The following is a 15,871-nucleotide window of genomic DNA, read 5'->3' as shown; positions in this document are numbered from 1 at the left end:
TCACGGCAGTACGGGCGCCGAGCCGCGGCCCTCGGCGATGATCCGCTCGACGACGTCGGGCGCGGTGCGGCACTCGCCGAGCCGGTTGGGCTTGCCGGTGCCGTGGTAGTCACTCGAGCCCGTGACGTGCAGCCCGAATCGGGTTGCGAGCGCTCGCAGACGAGGCTTCGCGGCCTCGAGATTCTCGGGATGGTCGACTTCGAGGCCGAAGAGACCGGCGTCGACGAGACGGGCGAGACGCTCGGGCGGGATGACCCGCTCGGCGCCGCGAGTGCCGGGGTGCGCGAGCACGGGCACGCCCCCCGCCGCGCGGATGAGTCGCACGCCGGTGAGCGGATCGGGCGCGTAGTGCGGCTGCGCGTAGCCCGCGCGCGGGTGCAGGATGCCGTCGAACGCAGCCGAGCGCGTCGCGACGTGACCGCGGGCCACGAGCGCGTCGGCGATGTGCGGTCGGCCGATGGTGGTGCCCTCGACGGTCTGGGCGAGCACGTCATCCCAGCTGAGCGGGTAGTCGCGCCCGATGCGCCGCACGATCTCTTCGGCGCGGGTCATGCGCGACTCGCGGATGCGCGCCGTCTCTTCGAGGAGCGCCTCGTCGAGCGGGTCGATGAGATACGCGAGCACGTGCACGCTCGTATAGCCCTCGCGCGTCGAGAGCTCCATGCCCGGAATGAGCGCCACCCCTGTCTCAGGGACGGCAGCGGCGGCCTCGGCCCACCCGCTCGTCGAGTCGTGATCGGTGAGCGCGACGCCCCAGAGCCCTGCACGTGCCGCCTGCCGCATGAGTTCGGCGGGAGCCTCGGTGCCATCCGAGACCGTCGAATGCGTGTGCAGGTCGGCTTCGCCTGCGACGGCGGGGGCTTCTGGCATCCTGCCATGCTAGTCGCGGCATGTTCACCGAGGACTCCCAGTCGATCGGCAGCGCATTGCCCGAACTCCGGCGACGCGCTCGCCTAGGGTTGGTGGAATGCTCCCCCGCATCCTCGGCTGGGCCATCGTGCTCGGCACCGCCGTCGTGGCACTCATCCTCGTCTGGCCGCAGGCCTTCGGCCTCCAGAACCAGTGGGTGGCCACGCACGTCGTGGCATTGCGCGGCGCAGCGGCCGCGGGCGGCGTCGTCGCGCTGATCGCGTTCCTGCTGCTCGCCCTCGCCCGGCCCGTGCGCGTCTTCGCGCTTGCGATGGCCACCGTGTTCGCGCTCTTCGCGGCCGGCAACGTCGCAGTGCTGACGGCCCGTGGCTTCGGTGGCTCAGTCGTCGAGCCGGGCCCAGATTCGGTGACGGTGCTCTCCTGGAACACGCTCGGCGAGGTGCCCGAGGCATCGACGATCGCCGACCTCGCGATCGAGCGCGGCGCCGATGTCGTGGTGCTGCCCGAGACGACGGAGCCGCTCGGCGAAGAGGTCGCGGTCGCGATGCGAGAGGGCGGCAGCCCGATGTGGGTGCACACGGCCGCATTCGACGATGTCGCGAAGGCGCGATCGACGACGATTCTGATCAGCCCCGACCTCGGCGACTACGAGGTCGTCTCGGCCGAAGTGCCGGGCCCGCCCGGCAACACCAACACGCTGCCGAGTGTCGTCGCCGACCCCGTGAACGGCGAGGGCCCCCGCATCATCGCCGTGCACGCCGTCGCCCCCATCCGCTGGGAGCTGCGCAACTGGCGCAGCGACCTCGATTGGCTCGCCGAGCAGTGCGCCGGCGACGACGTCATCATGGCGGGCGACTTCAACTCGACGATCGACCACTTCGCCGATCATGGCACCGACGGCGGCGACCTCGGTCGGTGCCAGGATGCCGCGGCGCAGGCCGGCGCCGCCGGCCTCGGCACGTGGCCGACCGACGTGCCACCGTTCTTCGGCAGTCCGATCGACCACGTCATGGCGACCTCGAACTGGCGGGTCGAGGCCTTCAAGGTGCTCGAGGGGTACGACGATGCCGGCAGCGACCACCGGCCGATCGTGTCCACGCTCGTCGCCCAGTGACAGGTGGGAGAATGGTCGGCATGGCGAACACCAGCGACACCTCCACGACTGAGACGGCGGCCACCGCCACGACCTCGCACGACGAGAAGGGCCGCGACGCGAACCGTTCGACGACGCCCGGTTCCGACGGCTTCAAGAACTTCATCGGCAGCGGCTGGGCCGAACGCGAAGAGACCATGCCCCCGGCACGGGAACAGGCCTCGTTCGCCGCCGCGCGACGCGCCAAGGTTTCGGCAGCGTTCGCGGGCACGCGGCTCATCGTTCCCGCCGGCGACATGAAGCAGCGCGCGAACGACACCGACTACCCGTTCCGCGCGCACTCCGCCTTCGCCCACCTCACCGGCTGGGGCTCCGATTCCGAGCCCGGTGCCGTGCTCGTCCTCGAGCCGACGATCAACGGTCATGACGCGACCGTCTACTTCCGCGAGCGCGCCGACCGCGACTCGGAAGAGTTCTATGCGAACCCCGCGATCGGCGAGTTCTGGATCGGCGCTCGTCCGTCGCTCGCGCACGTCGCCGCCGACCTGGCCGTCGCGACCCGCGGGCTCGAGGAATTCGACCGGGTCATCGACGCCGTCGACACGGCCACCCTCGTGCTGCGCGAGGCAGATGCATCCGTCACCGAGCGGGTCGACCACGCGCGCATCCGCTTCGCCGCCGAGCAGGCACTGTCGACGAACGCGTCCGACGCCCCGTTCTCGCTCGAGGTGGGCGGCGAGCACGAGCCCGACGCCGAGCTCGCTCGGGTGCTCTCAGAGCTGCGACTCGTGAAAGACGAGTTCGAGATCGCCGAGATGCGCGCCGCGATCGATGCGACGCAGCGCGGCTTCAGCGAGGTGCTCGAAGAACTGCCGCGTATCACCGCTGAGGTGCGCGGCGAGCGCGTCATCGAGGGCGTGTTCGCCACCCGCGCCCGCCTCGACGGGAATGACGTCGGCTACGCGTCGATCGCCGCGGCCGGCCCGCACGCGACGATCCTTCACTGGACCCGCAACGACGGGCCCGTGGTGCCCGGCGACCTCGTGCTGCTCGACGCGGGCGTCGAGCTCGACACCTACTACACCGCGGACATCACGCGCACGTTCCCGGTGAACGGCACCTTCTCGGCCGTGCAGCGCCAAGTCTATGAAGCGGTGCGCGAGGCGGCCGATGCCGCATTCGCCGTCGTGAAGCCGGGCGCGATCTTCCGCGAGGTGCACGCCGCCGCGATGCAGGTCATCGCACGCAAGACGGCCGAGTGGGGCTTCCTGCCAGTATCGGCAGAGGAGTCGCTCGAGCCCGACAACCAGTTCCACCGCCGCTACATGGTGCACGGCACGAGCCACCACCTCGGCCTCGACGTACACGACTGCGCGCAAGCGCGCCGCGACATGTACATGGACGGCGTGCTCGAACCGGGCATGGTGTTCACGATCGAACCCGGCCTCTACTTCCAGCCCGATGACCTCACCGTTCCCGCTGAATTCCGCGGCATCGGAGTGCGCATCGAAGACGACATCCTCGTCACGGCAGACGGAGCCGAGAACCTCTCGGCCGCTATCCCCCGCACGGCCGACGAGGTCGAGGCGTGGGTACGGGCCGGTAGCAGCCGGTAGCGGCGGTCAGGCCGCCGGGCGAGCTGCCCGGCGCGCCTGCCACCACGCCCAGAAGCGGGCGAGTTGGCGCTTCGTGAACGCGGCCAGGCGCTTGGCCCAGGCGAACTCGGTGCCGAGGATCGCCAGGCCGAGGAACACGACGAGCCAGCCCGGTCCGGGCAACGGCACGAGCAGCAGGCCGAGCAGGGCGATGGCGCCGCCGAGCACCGCGACGACGATTCGATAGGCGCGGCGAAGTCCTGGCCGCTGTTCGATGCGTCGACGGATGCCTCGGAGCATGCGCCGGATCGGCCGATCGGCGCGTTCACCGTCGGCGATCTCGCGTTCGAGTTCTCGCTGCGTGACCATGCAGTCACGATATATCGCGAGTCTGAGAATGTGCTGCCCCGCGGCCGCGGCGTCGAGCTCGGACCCATCCCGCAGACGACGTCACCGCCGCGAGATCTCAGCGATCCGAGGCGGGCGGCTCCGACTCGTCACCGTCGGCAGGGGTTTCGCTGCCGTCAGCCTGAGGCGTGGCCGGCGACTCGGCAGCAGGTTCAACGGTCGGTGCCATCTCGCCGTAGCGCGGCCGAACCGGCGGCTGTGAAGCCCGTGCCGCCTCGGCCTCGGCCCGCCGCGCGGCATCCGTCGCCTCGCCGTAGCTCATCGGCCGCGAACCGGAGGTCGACGACTGCGACGCGGTCGGCCGCGCGGGTGCCGGCGCGTCGACGCCGAGCACGGTCCGGGCGCGTTCGACGTGGGCGGTCTCGGCGATGATCGCGTACCGGTTCGCGAGCACCTGCATGACCGAGGTGAAATCGCGGCGCCGACGGTTCAGCGAGTACGAGACGACGCTGAAGATCATGCCGAATCCGGCGCCGATGAGCACCGCCGAGATCAGGATGCCGATCGAGGCACCGGTCGGCGCGAAGATGAAGAAGAGCAGGCCGAGGAACGTACCGAACCACGCACCCGACAATGCGCCGGCGCCGGCCGCGCGGCTCCACGTGAGCTTGCCGGTGATGCGTTCGACCGTCGCCAGGTCGGTGCCGACGATCGCGAGTTCCCGCACCGGGAACTCGGCTTTCGCCAGTCGGTCGACGGCGGCCTGCGCCTCCGCGTACGTCTCGAAGCTCGCGACCGTCTCTCCCTTTGGCATGGTCGGAAAGGTTCGGCCCATGCGGCCGCCGAACGGCGATTGGTTGCTCACCCCGTCATTCTCCCATGGCGGCCTGTGCCACTCACCGGTGGTGGGGACGGGAAGCGCCTCGTCTGCAGCATCCGGGACTAAGTTGGTACACGTGAGCGCCACGAGAGTCTTCGTCGCCCGACTCGCCGGGTGCGCCGTCTTCGACCCCAACGGCGATCGGGTCGGCAAGGTGCGCGACGTCCTCGTCGTGTACCGCAAGAACGACCCGCCGCGCGTCGTCGGGCTCATCGTCGAGATCCCCGGCAAACGCCGGGTCTTCGTCTCGATCGGCCGGGTCACCTCCATCGGCGGCGGCCAGATCATCACGACCGGCCTCATCAACCTGCGCCGCTTCGAGCAGCGCGGCGGCGAGGTGCGCGTGATCGCCGAGATGCTCGGCCGCAAGGTCGCCTTCACCGACGGCTCGGGCGGCGCCACCATCGAAGACGTCGCCATCGAGGAGCAGGAGCCGGGCGAGTGGCAGGTCGACCAGCTCTTCGTGCGTCGCCCCAAGGGCGCATCGCCCTTCTCGAAGGGCCAATCGGCCTACGTGACCTGGCGCGAGGTTCGTGAGACCAACCCGAGCGGCGAGGCCCAATCCGCCGAGCACCTCATCGCCACCTACTCCGAACTGAAGCCTGCCGACCTCGCGAGCACCCTCCTCGATCTGCCCCCGCAGCGCCGTCAGGAGGTCGCAGAGGAGCTCTCCGACGATCGCCTCGCCGACGTGCTCGAAGAGATGCCCGAGTCCGACCAGGTCGTGATCCTCGCGGGCCTCGGCGACGACCGGGCCGCCGACGTGCTCGATCACATGCAGCCCGACGACGCGGCCGACCTCATCGCGCAACTGCCTGAAGAGCGCGGCGAGCACCTCCTCGAGCTGATGGAGCCCGAAGAGGCCGAAGACGTGCGCTTCCTGCTCTCGTACGGGCCCGACACGGCGGGCGGCTTGATGACGACCGAGCCGATCATCGTCTCGGCCGACGCGACCGTCGCCGAGGGGCTCGCGCTCATCCGCCGGCACGACCTGCCGCCTGCACTGGGTGCTGCAGTCTGCGTGACCCTGCCGCCCTACGAGCCGCCCACGGGGCGTTTCCTCGGCATCGTGCACTTCCAGCGAATGCTCCGCTATCCCCCGCACGAGCGTCTCGGCACCCTCATCGACCAGGGTCTCGAGCCGGTGCGCGCCGACACCTCGGCCGCCGAGGTCAGCCGCATCCTCGCGAGCTACGACCTGGTCTCGGTGCCGGTCGTCGACGAGAAGCATCGACTCGTCGGGGTGGTGACGATTGATGACGTGCTCGACTACCTCCTGCCCGATGACTGGCGAAGTCATCCCGAAGAAACCGAGGTGGGCCGCCGCGCAGCCGCGCGAGCCCAGCTGACGACGGGGAGTATCCCCATCCCACACGGAAGGAGGGCAGGAGATGGCACGCGCTGACGCTGACGACCGGCGATTCGACACCCCGAAGGGCATTCGCCGCTCCCCATCCTTCCGCGGTTCGGGTGACAGCGACCGGTTCGGTCGCTTCACCGAGTGGGTCGCGCGAGGCATGGGCACGCCGGGCTTCCTGCTCGCGTTGTCGGTGTTCGCGATCGGCTGGATGGTGTGGAACACGGTCGCGCCCATCGACCTGCGGTTCGACTCCATCGCGATCGGCTTCACGGCCCTGACCCTCGTGCTCTCGCTGCAGGCCTCCTACGCGGCACCCCTCATCCTGCTCGCGCAGAACCGTCAAGACGACCGCGACCGGGTGCAGATCGAGCAAGACAGACAGCGCGCTGAGCGAAACCTCGCCGACACCGAGTACCTGGCGCGCGAGGTCGTCGCGCTCCGTCTCGCGATGCGCGAACTCGCGTCGAAGGAGTTCATCCGGGCCGAACTCCGCGCGATCCTCGACGAGCTCGACCGCCGCGACGATGAGGACGCGGAGCATGCAGCACGCTGACCCCGCCGCGTTCGAGGCCGCGGTCCGCGTCGCACTGACCGGCGTCATCGATCCCGAGATCCGCAAGCCCGTCACCGATCTCGACATGGTCGATCACGTGACCGTGGGCGACGACGGGCGTGTGCAGGTGGGCATCCGCTTGACGATCGTCGGATGCCCCGCCTCCGACCGCATCGAACGAGACGTGCGCCAGGCGGCCGAATCGGTCGCCGGTGCCGGCAACGCCGACGTCGTGCTCTCGGTGATGACGCCCGAGCAGCGCGCGGCCCTCACCGAGCGACTCCGCGGCGGCCGAGCGGCCCGCGGCAACCCGTTCGGCCCCGGCAGCCTCACCCGCGTGATCGCAGTGACGAGCGGCAAGGGCGGCGTCGGCAAGTCCACGATCACCGCGAACCTCGCGGTGGCACTCGCCGCACGCGGCCTCGCGGTCGGCCTCGTCGACGCCGACGTGCACGGCTTCTCGATTCCCGGCCTGCTCGGCCTCGTCGACGAGTCGGGGCTCGCCGCGCGACCCACCCGCGTCGACGAGATGATCCTCCCGCCCGTCGCGCACGGCGTGAAGGTCATCTCGATCGGCATGTTCGTCGAACCGTCCGAAGAGGGAGGGCGGGCGTCATCCGTCGCCGTCGCCTGGCGCGGACCGATGCTGCACCGCACGCTCTCGCAGTTCCTCACCGATGTCTACTTCGGCGATCTCGACGTGCTGCTCGTCGACCTGCCGCCCGGCACCGGCGACGTCGCGATCTCGCTCGGCCAGTTGCTGCCGAACGCCGAGGTCGTCGTCGTGACGACGCCCCAGCCCGCGGCGGCCGACGTCGCCGAGCGTTCGGGCGTCGTCGCCCGCCAGACCGGGCAGAAGATCGTCGGCGTCGTCGAGAACATGGCCGGCTTCACGCAGCCTGGTGGCGAGCTGTTCGATCTCTTCGGGGCCGGCGGCGGGGCGATCGTCGCCGAACGCCTCTCGGCGGGTCAACCCGAGCCGGTGCCGCTGCTCGCGAGCGTGCCGCTCAGTGTGGCCCTCCGTCGCGGGGGTGACGACGGGGTACCGGTGGTGCTCGCCGAACCCGACGACCCCGCAGCGCGCGCCATCGAGCAGGTCGCGGCACGGCTCGCGGCCATCCCCCGCTCGCTGACCGGACGCCGGCTCGACGTCACGGTCCGGTGACCGGATGTCGCGCGCCCGCCTCACCCGCCGGCTCGCGACCTGCCTCGCGCTCGTCGTTGCGGGGCCGGTGCTCGGACTCGCAGCCTGCGCCCCGTCGCCTCCTCCTGGCCTGCCCGACGGACTGTCGGCGAGCATCCAGCAGGGCCGGCTCGACATCGAGGCACGCCGTCTCGTGATCCGGGTCGAGAACGCGGGTGACGCAGCGGTGACGGTACAACGGCTCGCTTTCGACTCTCCGTCGCTCGCGCCGGGCATGTCACGCGACAAGCCGTTCGAGGTGGCACCGGGCGCCGCCGTGCAGATCCGCATGGAGCTCACTGCGAGCGACTGCACCGCCGACCCGCCGCACCTCGACGCGACCGTGCTGCTCGATGTCTCGATCCCCGCCGGTCGAGGCTCGGGCCGGCTCGCCGCCGACGACCCGTTCGACACGCTCGCCAGGGTGAGCGGTGAAGCGTGCCTCGCCGAGTCCGTCGAGCAGGTCGCCGCGCTCGAGATGCCGGAACAGCTGCGCTCGGCGGGCGTCGGCGTCGATCGGCGGGCGTTCATCGACATCGAGGTCGTCCCCGCGGCATCCGGCACGGGCTCGTTCACGATCGACCGGGTCTACGGTACGACGCTGCTCAACGCCGAGGGCGGTGTCGATTGGCCGCTCGGCGTCGAGGTCGCGGCCGGCGACGAACCGTTCACGATCTCACTGCCCGTGCGACCGGCTCGCTGCGACGCGCACGCCATCGCCGATGACAAGCGCGGCACCATCCTGCCGTTCGAGATCCGCACGAGCGACGGGCGCGAGGGTCGGCTCGATCGTTCGTCGGGTGACACGCTGAAGGCCGAGCTCTACGCCTACTACGGCGAGCGTTGCGCGCTGTCGCACTAGCGTTCGCGACCGCCGAGCGGTCAGCCGGCGTCGGTGCTTCGCGGCGGTTCCACGACGCGCGCGAGCAACTCGACGAGCAGCCGCTCGGTGAGTTGCGGCGGCAGCGCTCCGACGAGGGCGAGCACCGGCGCGAGCCGCTCGGGCAGCGCGACGGGGCCGGCGACACCGGCGCCGTCGGCATCGCCGAGCAGCCCGAATGCGCGGAGCAGCGCCGCGGCGCCGTCGGAATCGAGACCCTCGGATGCCGCGGCGAGCGCGTCGGCCCCGCCGGGCAGCGACTCGGCGAGCCCGGCCACGAGCACCGTCCCGTCGACCGGCGGCGTCGCACGCACGGCGTCGGCCGCGGCGACGAGCGCAGCGCTCAACTCGGGCAGGACCGCCTCGGTGACCGGAGTCACCGTCAGGTGCGTGGTGTGCGGGAGCCGACTGCCGTCGACCTGGTCGAGCCCGGGCTGCAGTTGCAGCTGCCAGCCCGAGGCTCGCGCGGCATCCGCCCAGTGGTGCGGGTCGACCCGGCGCTCGACCGGCACGTCGTCGTCGACCGCGACGGCGAAGAGTGGACCCGTCGGCGAGCCGACCACCCGCAACCCCTCGATGCCCTCGACCACGTCACGGAGTGCCGCGGTGGCCCGCGCCGCGCGTGCCGTGAGTGAGATGAAACCTCCCTCGCCAAGCGCTTCGATGATCGCCCAGGCGGCGGCGAGCGGCCCAGCTGGCTTCGAGCCGGTCAGGGTGGGGTTCACGACCGGGTAGCCGGGCCACGCCGTGGTCGCGAAGTACTGGTGGCGCTGGCGATCGCGACCACGTGTGAGCAGTACCGAGACGCCCTTGGGCGCGTACCCGTACTTGTGCAGGTCGGCCGACAGGCTCGTCACGCCGGGCACGGCCAGGTCCCACACCGGCAGCGACCCCGGCCAGAAGGCGAGGGCGAAGCCCCCGATGCAGGCGTCGACGTGCAGCGCGATGCCGCGCGGGCCGGTGATCGCCGCGACGTCGGCGACGGGGTCGAGTGTCGCGAAGGGGTAGGAGGGCGCGCTCACCACGACGAGCGCGACATCGTCGCCGAGGCGATCCTCGATGGCGGCCGCCGAAACGGCACCCGTCGCGGCATCGACCGGCACGAGGTCGAGCTCGAGTCCGAAGTACTCCGCGGCCTTGTGGAAGGCGGCGTGCACCGTCACCGGCGCCACGATCCGCGGCGTCCGCGGCGTGCCCGCCCTCGCGGCCCGCCACACGTCGCGCGCCGACTTGACCGCGAGCAGGCAGCTCTCGGTGCCGCCCGAGGTGACCGACCCGACGACGTCATCGTCACCGGCACCGCCGAGCGCACGGCGCGCGAAGCCGACGACCCCGGCTTCCATCGCGGCGACCGACGTGAACGTGGTCGGGTCGAGGCCGTTGACCGGCTGCACGAGGCGTGCCGCACGTGCGGCGAGCTCGTCGAGTTCGGGCAGACCCGAGTCGTAGACGTACGAGAGCACCCGGCCGCCGTGCGTCGGCGCGTCGGCCGCTCGCAGCGCCTCGAGTTCGGCGAGAACGTCGGATGCCTCGCGGCGGAAGTCGACCATCATGCCACCGTCTCTGCGGTCGTCGCCGCGGCATCCGCTCGGATGTCGTCGCGGCGAAGCGGGTACCGGCGCAACGCCACGAGACTCGCTGCGACGAGCAGGGCGGGAATCACGCTGAAGCTGACGGCGATGCCGGCGACCGCGGTCGGCGATTGCACGACAGCCTGCGAGCCCGTCGACTCGACGTAGCCCGTGATCGCGAGCACGATCGTGAGCACCGTGGCGCCGAGCGCCATGCCCGCCGTCTCCCCCGCCGTCCAGACGCCGCCGAAGCTGCCGGCACGACCGATGCCGTGCGTTCTGGCATCGTGCGAGATGACGTCGGGCAGCATCGCCATCGGCAGCGATTGCATGCCGGCGTAGCCCGCCCCGGCGAGGGCGACCGGCACGTAGACCCACGCTCCGGGCACCCAGATCATGCCGACGAGGCTGAGAGCGGCGATGGCGAAGAGCGTGCTCGCCATGGCGAAACCGCGCTCTTTGCCGACCCGGGCGGAGACCGCCTGCCACACCGGGGCGCAGAGCACTGCTGGGGCGATGAGCGCCACGAAGAGGAAGGTCACCGCGCGCTCGTCGCGGAGCACCCAGGTGGCCACGAACTGCGCGCCGGCGAGCATCAGGCCCGTCGCCAGGCCCTGCAGGACGAACGCGCCGAGCAGGGCGCGGAAGGCGGCGCTTCGCCGCAGGGCGGCAATTCCTTCGGTGTAGCCGGCACGGATGTCCCGGCGCGGCACAGCATCCGTCGAACGCTCGCCCTTCGCCGCCGTCGACGTCGCGACGAACATGCCCGCTCCGATCACGAGGCCCGCGACGACGGCCATCACGAGGTAGCCCGTGTGCTCGTCGGCGAAGGCCGCTCGCAGCTCGGGCCCGCCTGCACCGAAGAGCAGGATCGCGATCGTCAGCACCACGACGCGCCACGTGAGCAGACGCGTGCGCGCGTCGTAGTCGGCGGTGAGCTCCGCCGGCAGCGCGATATAGGGCACCTGGAAGAGGCTGAATGCCGTGGCCGTCGTGAGGAACGCGACGAACACCCAGGCCCCGGATGCCGCGGGGGCGAGCCCGGCCGGCACCGCGAACGTCAGCACGAACCCGACGGGCAGCGCGAGTGCACCGACGATCATCCACGTGCGGCGCGTGCCGGTGCGGGCGAGCGCCCGGTCGCTGCGTTCGCCGATCCACGGGTCGATCACGACGTCCCAGACCTTGGCGGCGGTGACCACGAGGCCGGCGAGGAGTGCGGTGACGCCGAGGGTGTCGGTGAGGTAGTACACGAGCACGAGCCCGGGTAGGGTGGCGAAGCCGCCGGTGCCGATGGAACCGATGGCGTAGCGGGTCACGACACCGCGGGAAAGGCTTCGCTCCGTTGCGGTCATGGAGGCAGTGTACTCACCCGGCCGCGAAGTGGGTCAACTGACCTAGACTGTGGCCATGCGCGCCCCCACCGCCTCCTCCGAACTGTTCGAGAGCCTCACCGACGATGTCGTCGCGTCGGGCTCGGAGACCGTCTCCGTGCCGACTCCGTCGACCGGCGAAACCCTGCACGAACTGCCCCGTTCGAGCGCTGCCGATGTGCTCGACGCGGTCGGCCGCGCACGCCTCGCCCAACTCGCCTGGGCGCGTGCCGGCTTCGCCGAGCGACGCAGGGTGCTGTTGCGCGCGCACGACCTCATCCTCGAGCGGCGCGAACTGCTGCTCGACCTCATCCAGCTCGAGAGCGGAAAGACCCGCGGACAGGCCTTCGAAGAGATCTTCGAGGCGGCGTCGGTGACTCGGTACAACGCACTCTCCGCCCAGCGGGTGCTGCGCGGTCGGCCCGTGCGCTCCGGCCTGCCGACGGTTGCGACGAGCCGCGTGCGCTTCCGTCCGAAGGGCGTGGCCGGGGTCATCACGCCGTGGAACTTCGCGCTGAGCCTCGCCGCGATGGACGTGGTGCCGGCCCTCGCCGCCGGTTGCGGCGTCGTGCAGAAGGCCGACGACCAGGGGGCCCTCTCGATCCTGGCGCTACGCCGGGCGTTCGTCGACGCCGGAGTGCCCGAGGCGTTGTGGGCGGTCGTCGCGGGTCCCGCCGCCGAGGTCGGCGAAGCGCTCACCGATGTCGTCGACTACATCTGCTTCACGGGCTCGACGGCGACCGGCCGAATGATCGCCGAGAAGGCCGGTCGTCGACTCGTCGGCGCCTCGCTCGAACTCGGCGGCAAGAATGCGCTCATCGTGCTCGACGACGTCGACCCCGAAACGGCCGCGGCGAACGCGAGTCATGCGGCATTCTCGGCGATGGGCCAGCTGTGCGTCTCCATCGAACGCATCTACGTGCACCAGAAGGTCGCCGGCGCGTTCCAGCGTGCCCTCGTCGAACGGTTGCGCGCGCCGAAGCTCGGCTCGGAGCTCGAATTCGACGCCGACTACGGATCGCTCGCGAGTGCCGCACAGCTCGCACGTGTGCAGGCGCATCTCGACGACGCGGTCGCCAAGGGCGCGACCGTGCTCGTCGGAGGGAAGCACCGGCCCGACATCGGCCCGTGGTTCTTCGAGCCGACCGTGCTCACCGGGGTCACCCCCGAGATGCAGGTCTTCGCCGAGGAGACCTTCGGGGCGATCGCCTCCCTTTACCTCGTCGGCAGCGACGAGGAGGCCGTACTCGCCGCGAATGCGAGCGACTACGGCTTGAACGCGGCCGTCTTCACCGGTTCGACGAGCCGGGCACGACGGGTCGCCGATGCCCTCGAGGCCGGCAGCGTCAACATCAACGAGGGCTATCGCGGCTCCTTCGCCTCGGTCGCCGCACCGATGGGCGGCGTCAAGCAGTCGGGCCTCGGCCGGCGCAACGGCGAGCTCGGCCTGCTGCGCTTCGTCGAGCCGGTCACGATCTCGTCGGCGACCGGGCTGCTGCAGTTGCCGCGCACGGCGGCCGAGTACGAGCGGCAGGCTCCGCTCCTCGTGCTACTGGCCCACGCGATGAAGGCCGTGCGCCTGCGCTGAAACCGACCGCACGTGGCCGACGCGATGCAGCGCCGAACGAGGTCAGGTCGCTTCGGAGTCGAACGGCGCCGGCTCGTCGGCGCCGAGCGCCTCACGCTTGCGCTTGCGTTGGAGGTAGGCCGAGTTCTCGTTGACCGACGCCCGCGCAACCACGGGCGCCGCTGCTGGTTCGTCGGCGAAGGGGTCGACATCGACGAGCGCCTCGCGAATGATGCGCCGCGGATCGTACTGACGCGGATCGAGCTTCTTCCAGTCGACGTCGTCGAAGTCAGGGCCCATCTCGTTGCGCATTCGGTCTTTCGCACCGTTGGCCATGTCGCGCATCGATCGCACGAAGCGACCCAGTTGCGCGGCGTAGTGCGGCAGGCGCTCGGGTCCGAGCAGGAAGACAGCGATCACCCCGATGAGGAGGAGCTTCTCGAACGTCAGACCGAACACCCCTACAGGATAGTGGGCGGCGAGGCGTTCGAACGCCACGTCGCCCGCGCTCTAGGCTGAGCGTTGAGAGAGATCCATCTGGGAGCCGCCACGTGTCCGATCACGACCTGAACTGGAAGTACGTCGACGACTCGGTCGCGATGACCGAGCCGATCGCCAAAGCCCGACAGCAATCGCTCGAGCTCGGTGTCGAACCGGTCTCGCCTGCCGTCGGCGCACAACTCGGCGTGCTCGCTGCGGCATCGCGCGCCGAGTCGATCATCGAGGTGGGCACCGGTGTCGGGGTGTCCGGCCTCTGGATGCTGCAAGCGGCCCGCCGTGCACTGCTCACCTCGATCGACACCGAGACCGAGTACCAGCAGCACGCCCGTCAGCACTTCGCCGACGCGGGCATCGCGGCAGCGCGCGTGCGCCTGATCGCGGGGCGTGCCAGCGAGGTGCTGCCGCGCATGAACGAGAGCTCGTACGACATCGTCTTCATCGACGCCGATGCACCATCGGTCATCGAGTACGCCGAGCATGGCCTGCGTCTCGCCAAGCCCGGCGGCATCGTGCTCGTCGCCCGCGCACTCTGGAAGGGCCGTGTGGCCGACCCGGCCCGCCGCGACGAGTCGGCGAGTGCCTACCGCACACTCATCACCGAGCTCTCGGCCTCGACCGCCGTGGCGACGGCGATCACTCCGGCCGGCGACGGGCTGCTGCAGATCGTCAAGCTCGGCGTCTAGCTGCACCGAGCCGACGGCGCCTCCGTCTCGCATTCGCATCCACGATTCCCGTCGGCTTGACGTCAAGCAGACTTGAAGTTGCAGACTCCCTCCATGGAAGCTATTCGTCTGCACACCTTCGGCCCACCCGAGAACCTCGTCCTCGATCACGTTCCCGACCCCGTTCCCGGCCTCGGCCAGGTGCTGATCGAGGTTCGCGCACATGGCGTGCACCTGCTCGACACGACACTGCGCCGCGGTGAAGCGGGCGGACCCCTGGGCCTGCCCGCACTGCCGACGATCCCGGGCCGTGAAGTCGGCGGCACGGTCATCGGGGTCGGCGACGACGTGGACCCTGCGTGGACCGGACGCCGCGTCGCCGCCCACCTCGGCGCGACGGTCTCCGGCGGTGGGTACGCGCGTCTCGCCGTGGCGCCGGTGGAGGCGTTGCATCCGGTGCCCGACGAGCTCGACGAAGCCGACGCCGTCGCGATGATCGGCACCGGCCGCATGGCGGCGTACACGCTCGAGATCGCCGCGCTCCACGACGACGACATCGTCGTCGTGACGGCCGCCGCGGGCGGTCTCGGTTCACTGTTCGTGCAGGCGGCCCTGTTGGCGGGGGCACGAGTCGTCGCCCTCGCCGGCGGGCCGGAGAAGGTGCGCGCACTCGAGTCCGTCGCTCCCGCCACGGAGCGACTGACGATCATCGACTACCGCGCGAGCGGGTGGGAGTCGGCAGCTCGGAGCGCCTTCGGTCCGAACGGGCACGGGGCGACGATCGCGCTCGACGGCATCGGCGGAGACCTCGGTGCAGCAGCCACCGCGCTGCTGGCTCCCGGCGGCCGGCTCGTCGTCTTCGGCTGGGCATCGGGCTCCGCGAACCCGCTCGCCGAACCCGAACGCGCGGCCGCCGCCGGCATCGAGGTGCGACCGGTGGTCGGGCCGGGTGCGCCGAAGGTCGGCGACATGCGTCAGTACCAGGAGCGCGCGCTCGCACTCGCGTCCGCCGGCACGTGGCGGGTGCTGACGCACCGCGTGCCGCTGGCCGACGCCGCACGAGCGCATCGCGAGCTCGAGGAGCGCCGGACGACGGGAAAGGTCATCCTCGTCTGACGCCACGCCTGCAAACGGATCGAGCCCCGAGAGTCTCGGGGCTCGATTCGGGAGTGATGTGACTCAGGCGGGCTTCACGACGCCGCCGAGCACGTCGTGCAGCTCCTTGGCCTCAGCGTCGTTCACCGAGACGACGAGGCGCCCCCCACCTTCGAGCGGAACTCGAACGATGATGAGCCGACCCTCCTTCACAGCCTCCATAGGCCCGTCTCCGGTGCGTGGCTTCATGGCCGCCATAGAGCTCCCCTTTCGTGGCTGAGCTTCCATTATCTGCCATCACAGGCGGTGCTGGGAAATCGCCGCGAGTCTGTGGACAACG

Annotated in this window: 16 protein-coding genes; 9 read left to right on the top strand and 7 right to left on the bottom strand. The window is 70.8% G+C overall.

All coding sequences use genetic code 11. From position 1 onward, the window contains the following. Positions 1-870 (bottom strand): PHP domain-containing protein, encoded by an 870-nt coding sequence (locus AC6CH0_RS15965; RefSeq protein ID WP_498102635.1) that lies wholly within the window; start codon positions 868-870, stop codon positions 1-3. 97 nt (positions 871-967) lie between these two features. Here AC6CH0_RS15965 and AC6CH0_RS15960 point away from each other — a divergent pair, with 97 nt between their 5' ends. Together AC6CH0_RS15960 and AC6CH0_RS15955 are read left to right on the top strand one after the other, a co-directional pair. Then, positions 968-1,984, top strand: a complete 1,017-nt coding sequence (locus AC6CH0_RS15960) for an endonuclease/exonuclease/phosphatase family protein (protein WP_498102633.1) — start codon at positions 968-970, stop codon at positions 1,982-1,984. 20 nt (positions 1,985-2,004) lie between these two features. Further along, positions 2,005-3,579 carry an aminopeptidase P family protein gene (locus tag AC6CH0_RS15955; RefSeq protein WP_498102631.1) on the top strand — a complete coding sequence of 525 codons (1,575 nt, stop codon included), beginning with the start codon at positions 2,005-2,007 and terminating at the stop codon, positions 3,577-3,579. Positions 3,580-3,585: 6 nt separating this feature from the next. On the opposite strand, the gene AC6CH0_RS15950 is transcribed toward AC6CH0_RS15955, so the two are convergent. Together AC6CH0_RS15950 and AC6CH0_RS15945 are read right to left on the bottom strand one after the other, a co-directional pair. Further along, the gene (locus tag AC6CH0_RS15950; RefSeq protein WP_498102629.1) at positions 3,586-3,927 is read right to left on the bottom strand and encodes a TIGR02611 family protein; all 342 of its coding nucleotides are present in this window, start codon (positions 3,925-3,927) and stop codon (positions 3,586-3,588) included. Positions 3,928-4,024: 97 nt separating this feature from the next. Further along, the gene (locus tag AC6CH0_RS15945; protein ID WP_498102627.1) at positions 4,025-4,771 is read right to left on the bottom strand and encodes a YflT domain-containing protein; all 747 of its coding nucleotides are present in this window, start codon (positions 4,769-4,771) and stop codon (positions 4,025-4,027) included. Positions 4,772-4,862: 91 nt separating this feature from the next. Between AC6CH0_RS15945 and AC6CH0_RS15940 the strand changes: the two genes are divergently transcribed. From AC6CH0_RS15940 to AC6CH0_RS15925, 4 genes are read left to right on the top strand one after another with little or no spacing between them, the layout of a single operon-like run. Beyond that, a complete protein-coding gene (locus AC6CH0_RS15940; RefSeq protein ID WP_498102625.1) occupies positions 4,863-6,191 on the top strand; it encodes a magnesium transporter MgtE N-terminal domain-containing protein in 1,329 nt (442 codons plus the stop codon). Further along, positions 6,178-6,699 (top strand): DUF1003 domain-containing protein, encoded by a 522-nt coding sequence (locus AC6CH0_RS15935; protein WP_498102623.1) that lies wholly within the window; start codon positions 6,178-6,180, stop codon positions 6,697-6,699. Before AC6CH0_RS15940 ends, AC6CH0_RS15935 begins: the two co-directional genes overlap by 14 nt. After that, positions 6,686-7,864 carry an Mrp/NBP35 family ATP-binding protein gene (locus AC6CH0_RS15930; RefSeq protein ID WP_498102621.1) on the top strand — a complete coding sequence of 393 codons (1,179 nt, stop codon included), beginning with the start codon at positions 6,686-6,688 and terminating at the stop codon, positions 7,862-7,864. The genes AC6CH0_RS15935 and AC6CH0_RS15930 overlap by 14 nt, the downstream gene beginning before the upstream one ends. A 4-nt stretch (positions 7,865-7,868) precedes the next feature. Then, complete coding sequence (locus AC6CH0_RS15925; RefSeq protein WP_498102619.1) at positions 7,869-8,744, top strand: hypothetical protein; 876 nt, start codon at positions 7,869-7,871, stop codon at positions 8,742-8,744. Between the two features lie 20 nt (positions 8,745-8,764). On the opposite strand, the gene AC6CH0_RS15920 is transcribed toward AC6CH0_RS15925, so the two are convergent. Continuing rightward, the gene (locus AC6CH0_RS15920; protein ID WP_498102617.1) at positions 8,765-10,315 is read right to left on the bottom strand and encodes a pyridoxal phosphate-dependent decarboxylase family protein; all 1,551 of its coding nucleotides are present in this window, start codon (positions 10,313-10,315) and stop codon (positions 8,765-8,767) included. After that, complete coding sequence (locus tag AC6CH0_RS15915; RefSeq protein ID WP_498102615.1) at positions 10,312-11,688, bottom strand: MFS transporter; 1,377 nt, start codon at positions 11,686-11,688, stop codon at positions 10,312-10,314. The genes AC6CH0_RS15920 and AC6CH0_RS15915 overlap by 4 nt, the downstream gene beginning before the upstream one ends. A gap of 55 nt (positions 11,689-11,743) precedes the next feature. Here AC6CH0_RS15915 and AC6CH0_RS15910 point away from each other — a divergent pair, with 55 nt between their 5' ends. Then, positions 11,744-13,294 carry a succinic semialdehyde dehydrogenase gene (locus AC6CH0_RS15910; protein WP_498102613.1) on the top strand — a complete coding sequence of 517 codons (1,551 nt, stop codon included), beginning with the start codon at positions 11,744-11,746 and terminating at the stop codon, positions 13,292-13,294. A gap of 42 nt (positions 13,295-13,336) precedes the next feature. Here the strand turns inward: AC6CH0_RS15910 and AC6CH0_RS15905 are convergent, their stop codons facing one another. Then, a complete protein-coding gene (locus AC6CH0_RS15905) occupies positions 13,337-13,732 on the bottom strand; it encodes a twin-arginine translocase TatA/TatE family subunit (protein WP_498103286.1) in 396 nt (131 codons plus the stop codon). A gap of 92 nt (positions 13,733-13,824) precedes the next feature. Between AC6CH0_RS15905 and AC6CH0_RS15900 the strand changes: the two genes are divergently transcribed. Together AC6CH0_RS15900 and AC6CH0_RS15895 are read left to right on the top strand one after the other, a co-directional pair. Then, positions 13,825-14,457 carry an O-methyltransferase gene (locus AC6CH0_RS15900; RefSeq protein WP_498102611.1) on the top strand — a complete coding sequence of 211 codons (633 nt, stop codon included), beginning with the start codon at positions 13,825-13,827 and terminating at the stop codon, positions 14,455-14,457. 93 nt (positions 14,458-14,550) lie between these two features. Then, on the top strand, positions 14,551-15,552 hold the full coding sequence (locus AC6CH0_RS15895; RefSeq protein WP_498102609.1) for a zinc-binding dehydrogenase: 1,002 nt from the start codon (positions 14,551-14,553) through the stop codon (positions 15,550-15,552). 63 nt (positions 15,553-15,615) lie between these two features. On the opposite strand, the gene AC6CH0_RS15890 is transcribed toward AC6CH0_RS15895, so the two are convergent. After that, the gene (locus AC6CH0_RS15890; RefSeq protein ID WP_495353471.1) at positions 15,616-15,789 is read right to left on the bottom strand and encodes a DUF3117 domain-containing protein; all 174 of its coding nucleotides are present in this window, start codon (positions 15,787-15,789) and stop codon (positions 15,616-15,618) included. Between the last annotated feature and the right edge of the window lie 82 nt (positions 15,790-15,871).

It is taken from the genome of Agromyces sp. GQ35 (genome assembly GCF_059758475.1).
This window is presented reverse-complemented; position numbering and strand designations above follow the sequence as displayed.

What these genes read in the sequence shown, in the direction of transcription:
- AC6CH0_RS15965 (WP_498102635.1), bottom strand. Translation starts at nt 870, where the DNA reads ATGCCAGAAGCCCCCGCCGTCGCAGGCGAAGCCGACCTGCACACGCAT.
- AC6CH0_RS15960 (WP_498102633.1), top strand. Translation starts at nt 968, where the DNA reads ATGCTCCCCCGCATCCTCGGCTGGGCCATCGTGCTCGGCACCGCCGTC.
- AC6CH0_RS15955 (WP_498102631.1), top strand. Translation starts at nt 2,005, where the DNA reads ATGGCGAACACCAGCGACACCTCCACGACTGAGACGGCGGCCACCGCC.
- AC6CH0_RS15950 (WP_498102629.1), bottom strand. Translation starts at nt 3,927, where the DNA reads ATGGTCACGCAGCGAGAACTCGAACGCGAGATCGCCGACGGTGAACGC.
- AC6CH0_RS15935 (WP_498102623.1), top strand. Translation starts at nt 6,178, where the DNA reads ATGGCACGCGCTGACGCTGACGACCGGCGATTCGACACCCCGAAGGGC.
- AC6CH0_RS15930 (WP_498102621.1), top strand. Translation starts at nt 6,686, where the DNA reads ATGCAGCACGCTGACCCCGCCGCGTTCGAGGCCGCGGTCCGCGTCGCA.
- AC6CH0_RS15925 (WP_498102619.1), top strand. Translation starts at nt 7,869, where the DNA reads ATGTCGCGCGCCCGCCTCACCCGCCGGCTCGCGACCTGCCTCGCGCTC.
- AC6CH0_RS15920 (WP_498102617.1), bottom strand. Translation starts at nt 10,315, where the DNA reads ATGATGGTCGACTTCCGCCGCGAGGCATCCGACGTTCTCGCCGAACTC.
- AC6CH0_RS15915 (WP_498102615.1), bottom strand. Translation starts at nt 11,688, where the DNA reads ATGACCGCAACGGAGCGAAGCCTTTCCCGCGGTGTCGTGACCCGCTAC.
- AC6CH0_RS15910 (WP_498102613.1), top strand. Translation starts at nt 11,744, where the DNA reads ATGCGCGCCCCCACCGCCTCCTCCGAACTGTTCGAGAGCCTCACCGAC.
- AC6CH0_RS15895 (WP_498102609.1), top strand. Translation starts at nt 14,551, where the DNA reads ATGGAAGCTATTCGTCTGCACACCTTCGGCCCACCCGAGAACCTCGTC.
- AC6CH0_RS15890 (WP_495353471.1), bottom strand. Translation starts at nt 15,789, where the DNA reads ATGGCGGCCATGAAGCCACGCACCGGAGACGGGCCTATGGAGGCTGTG.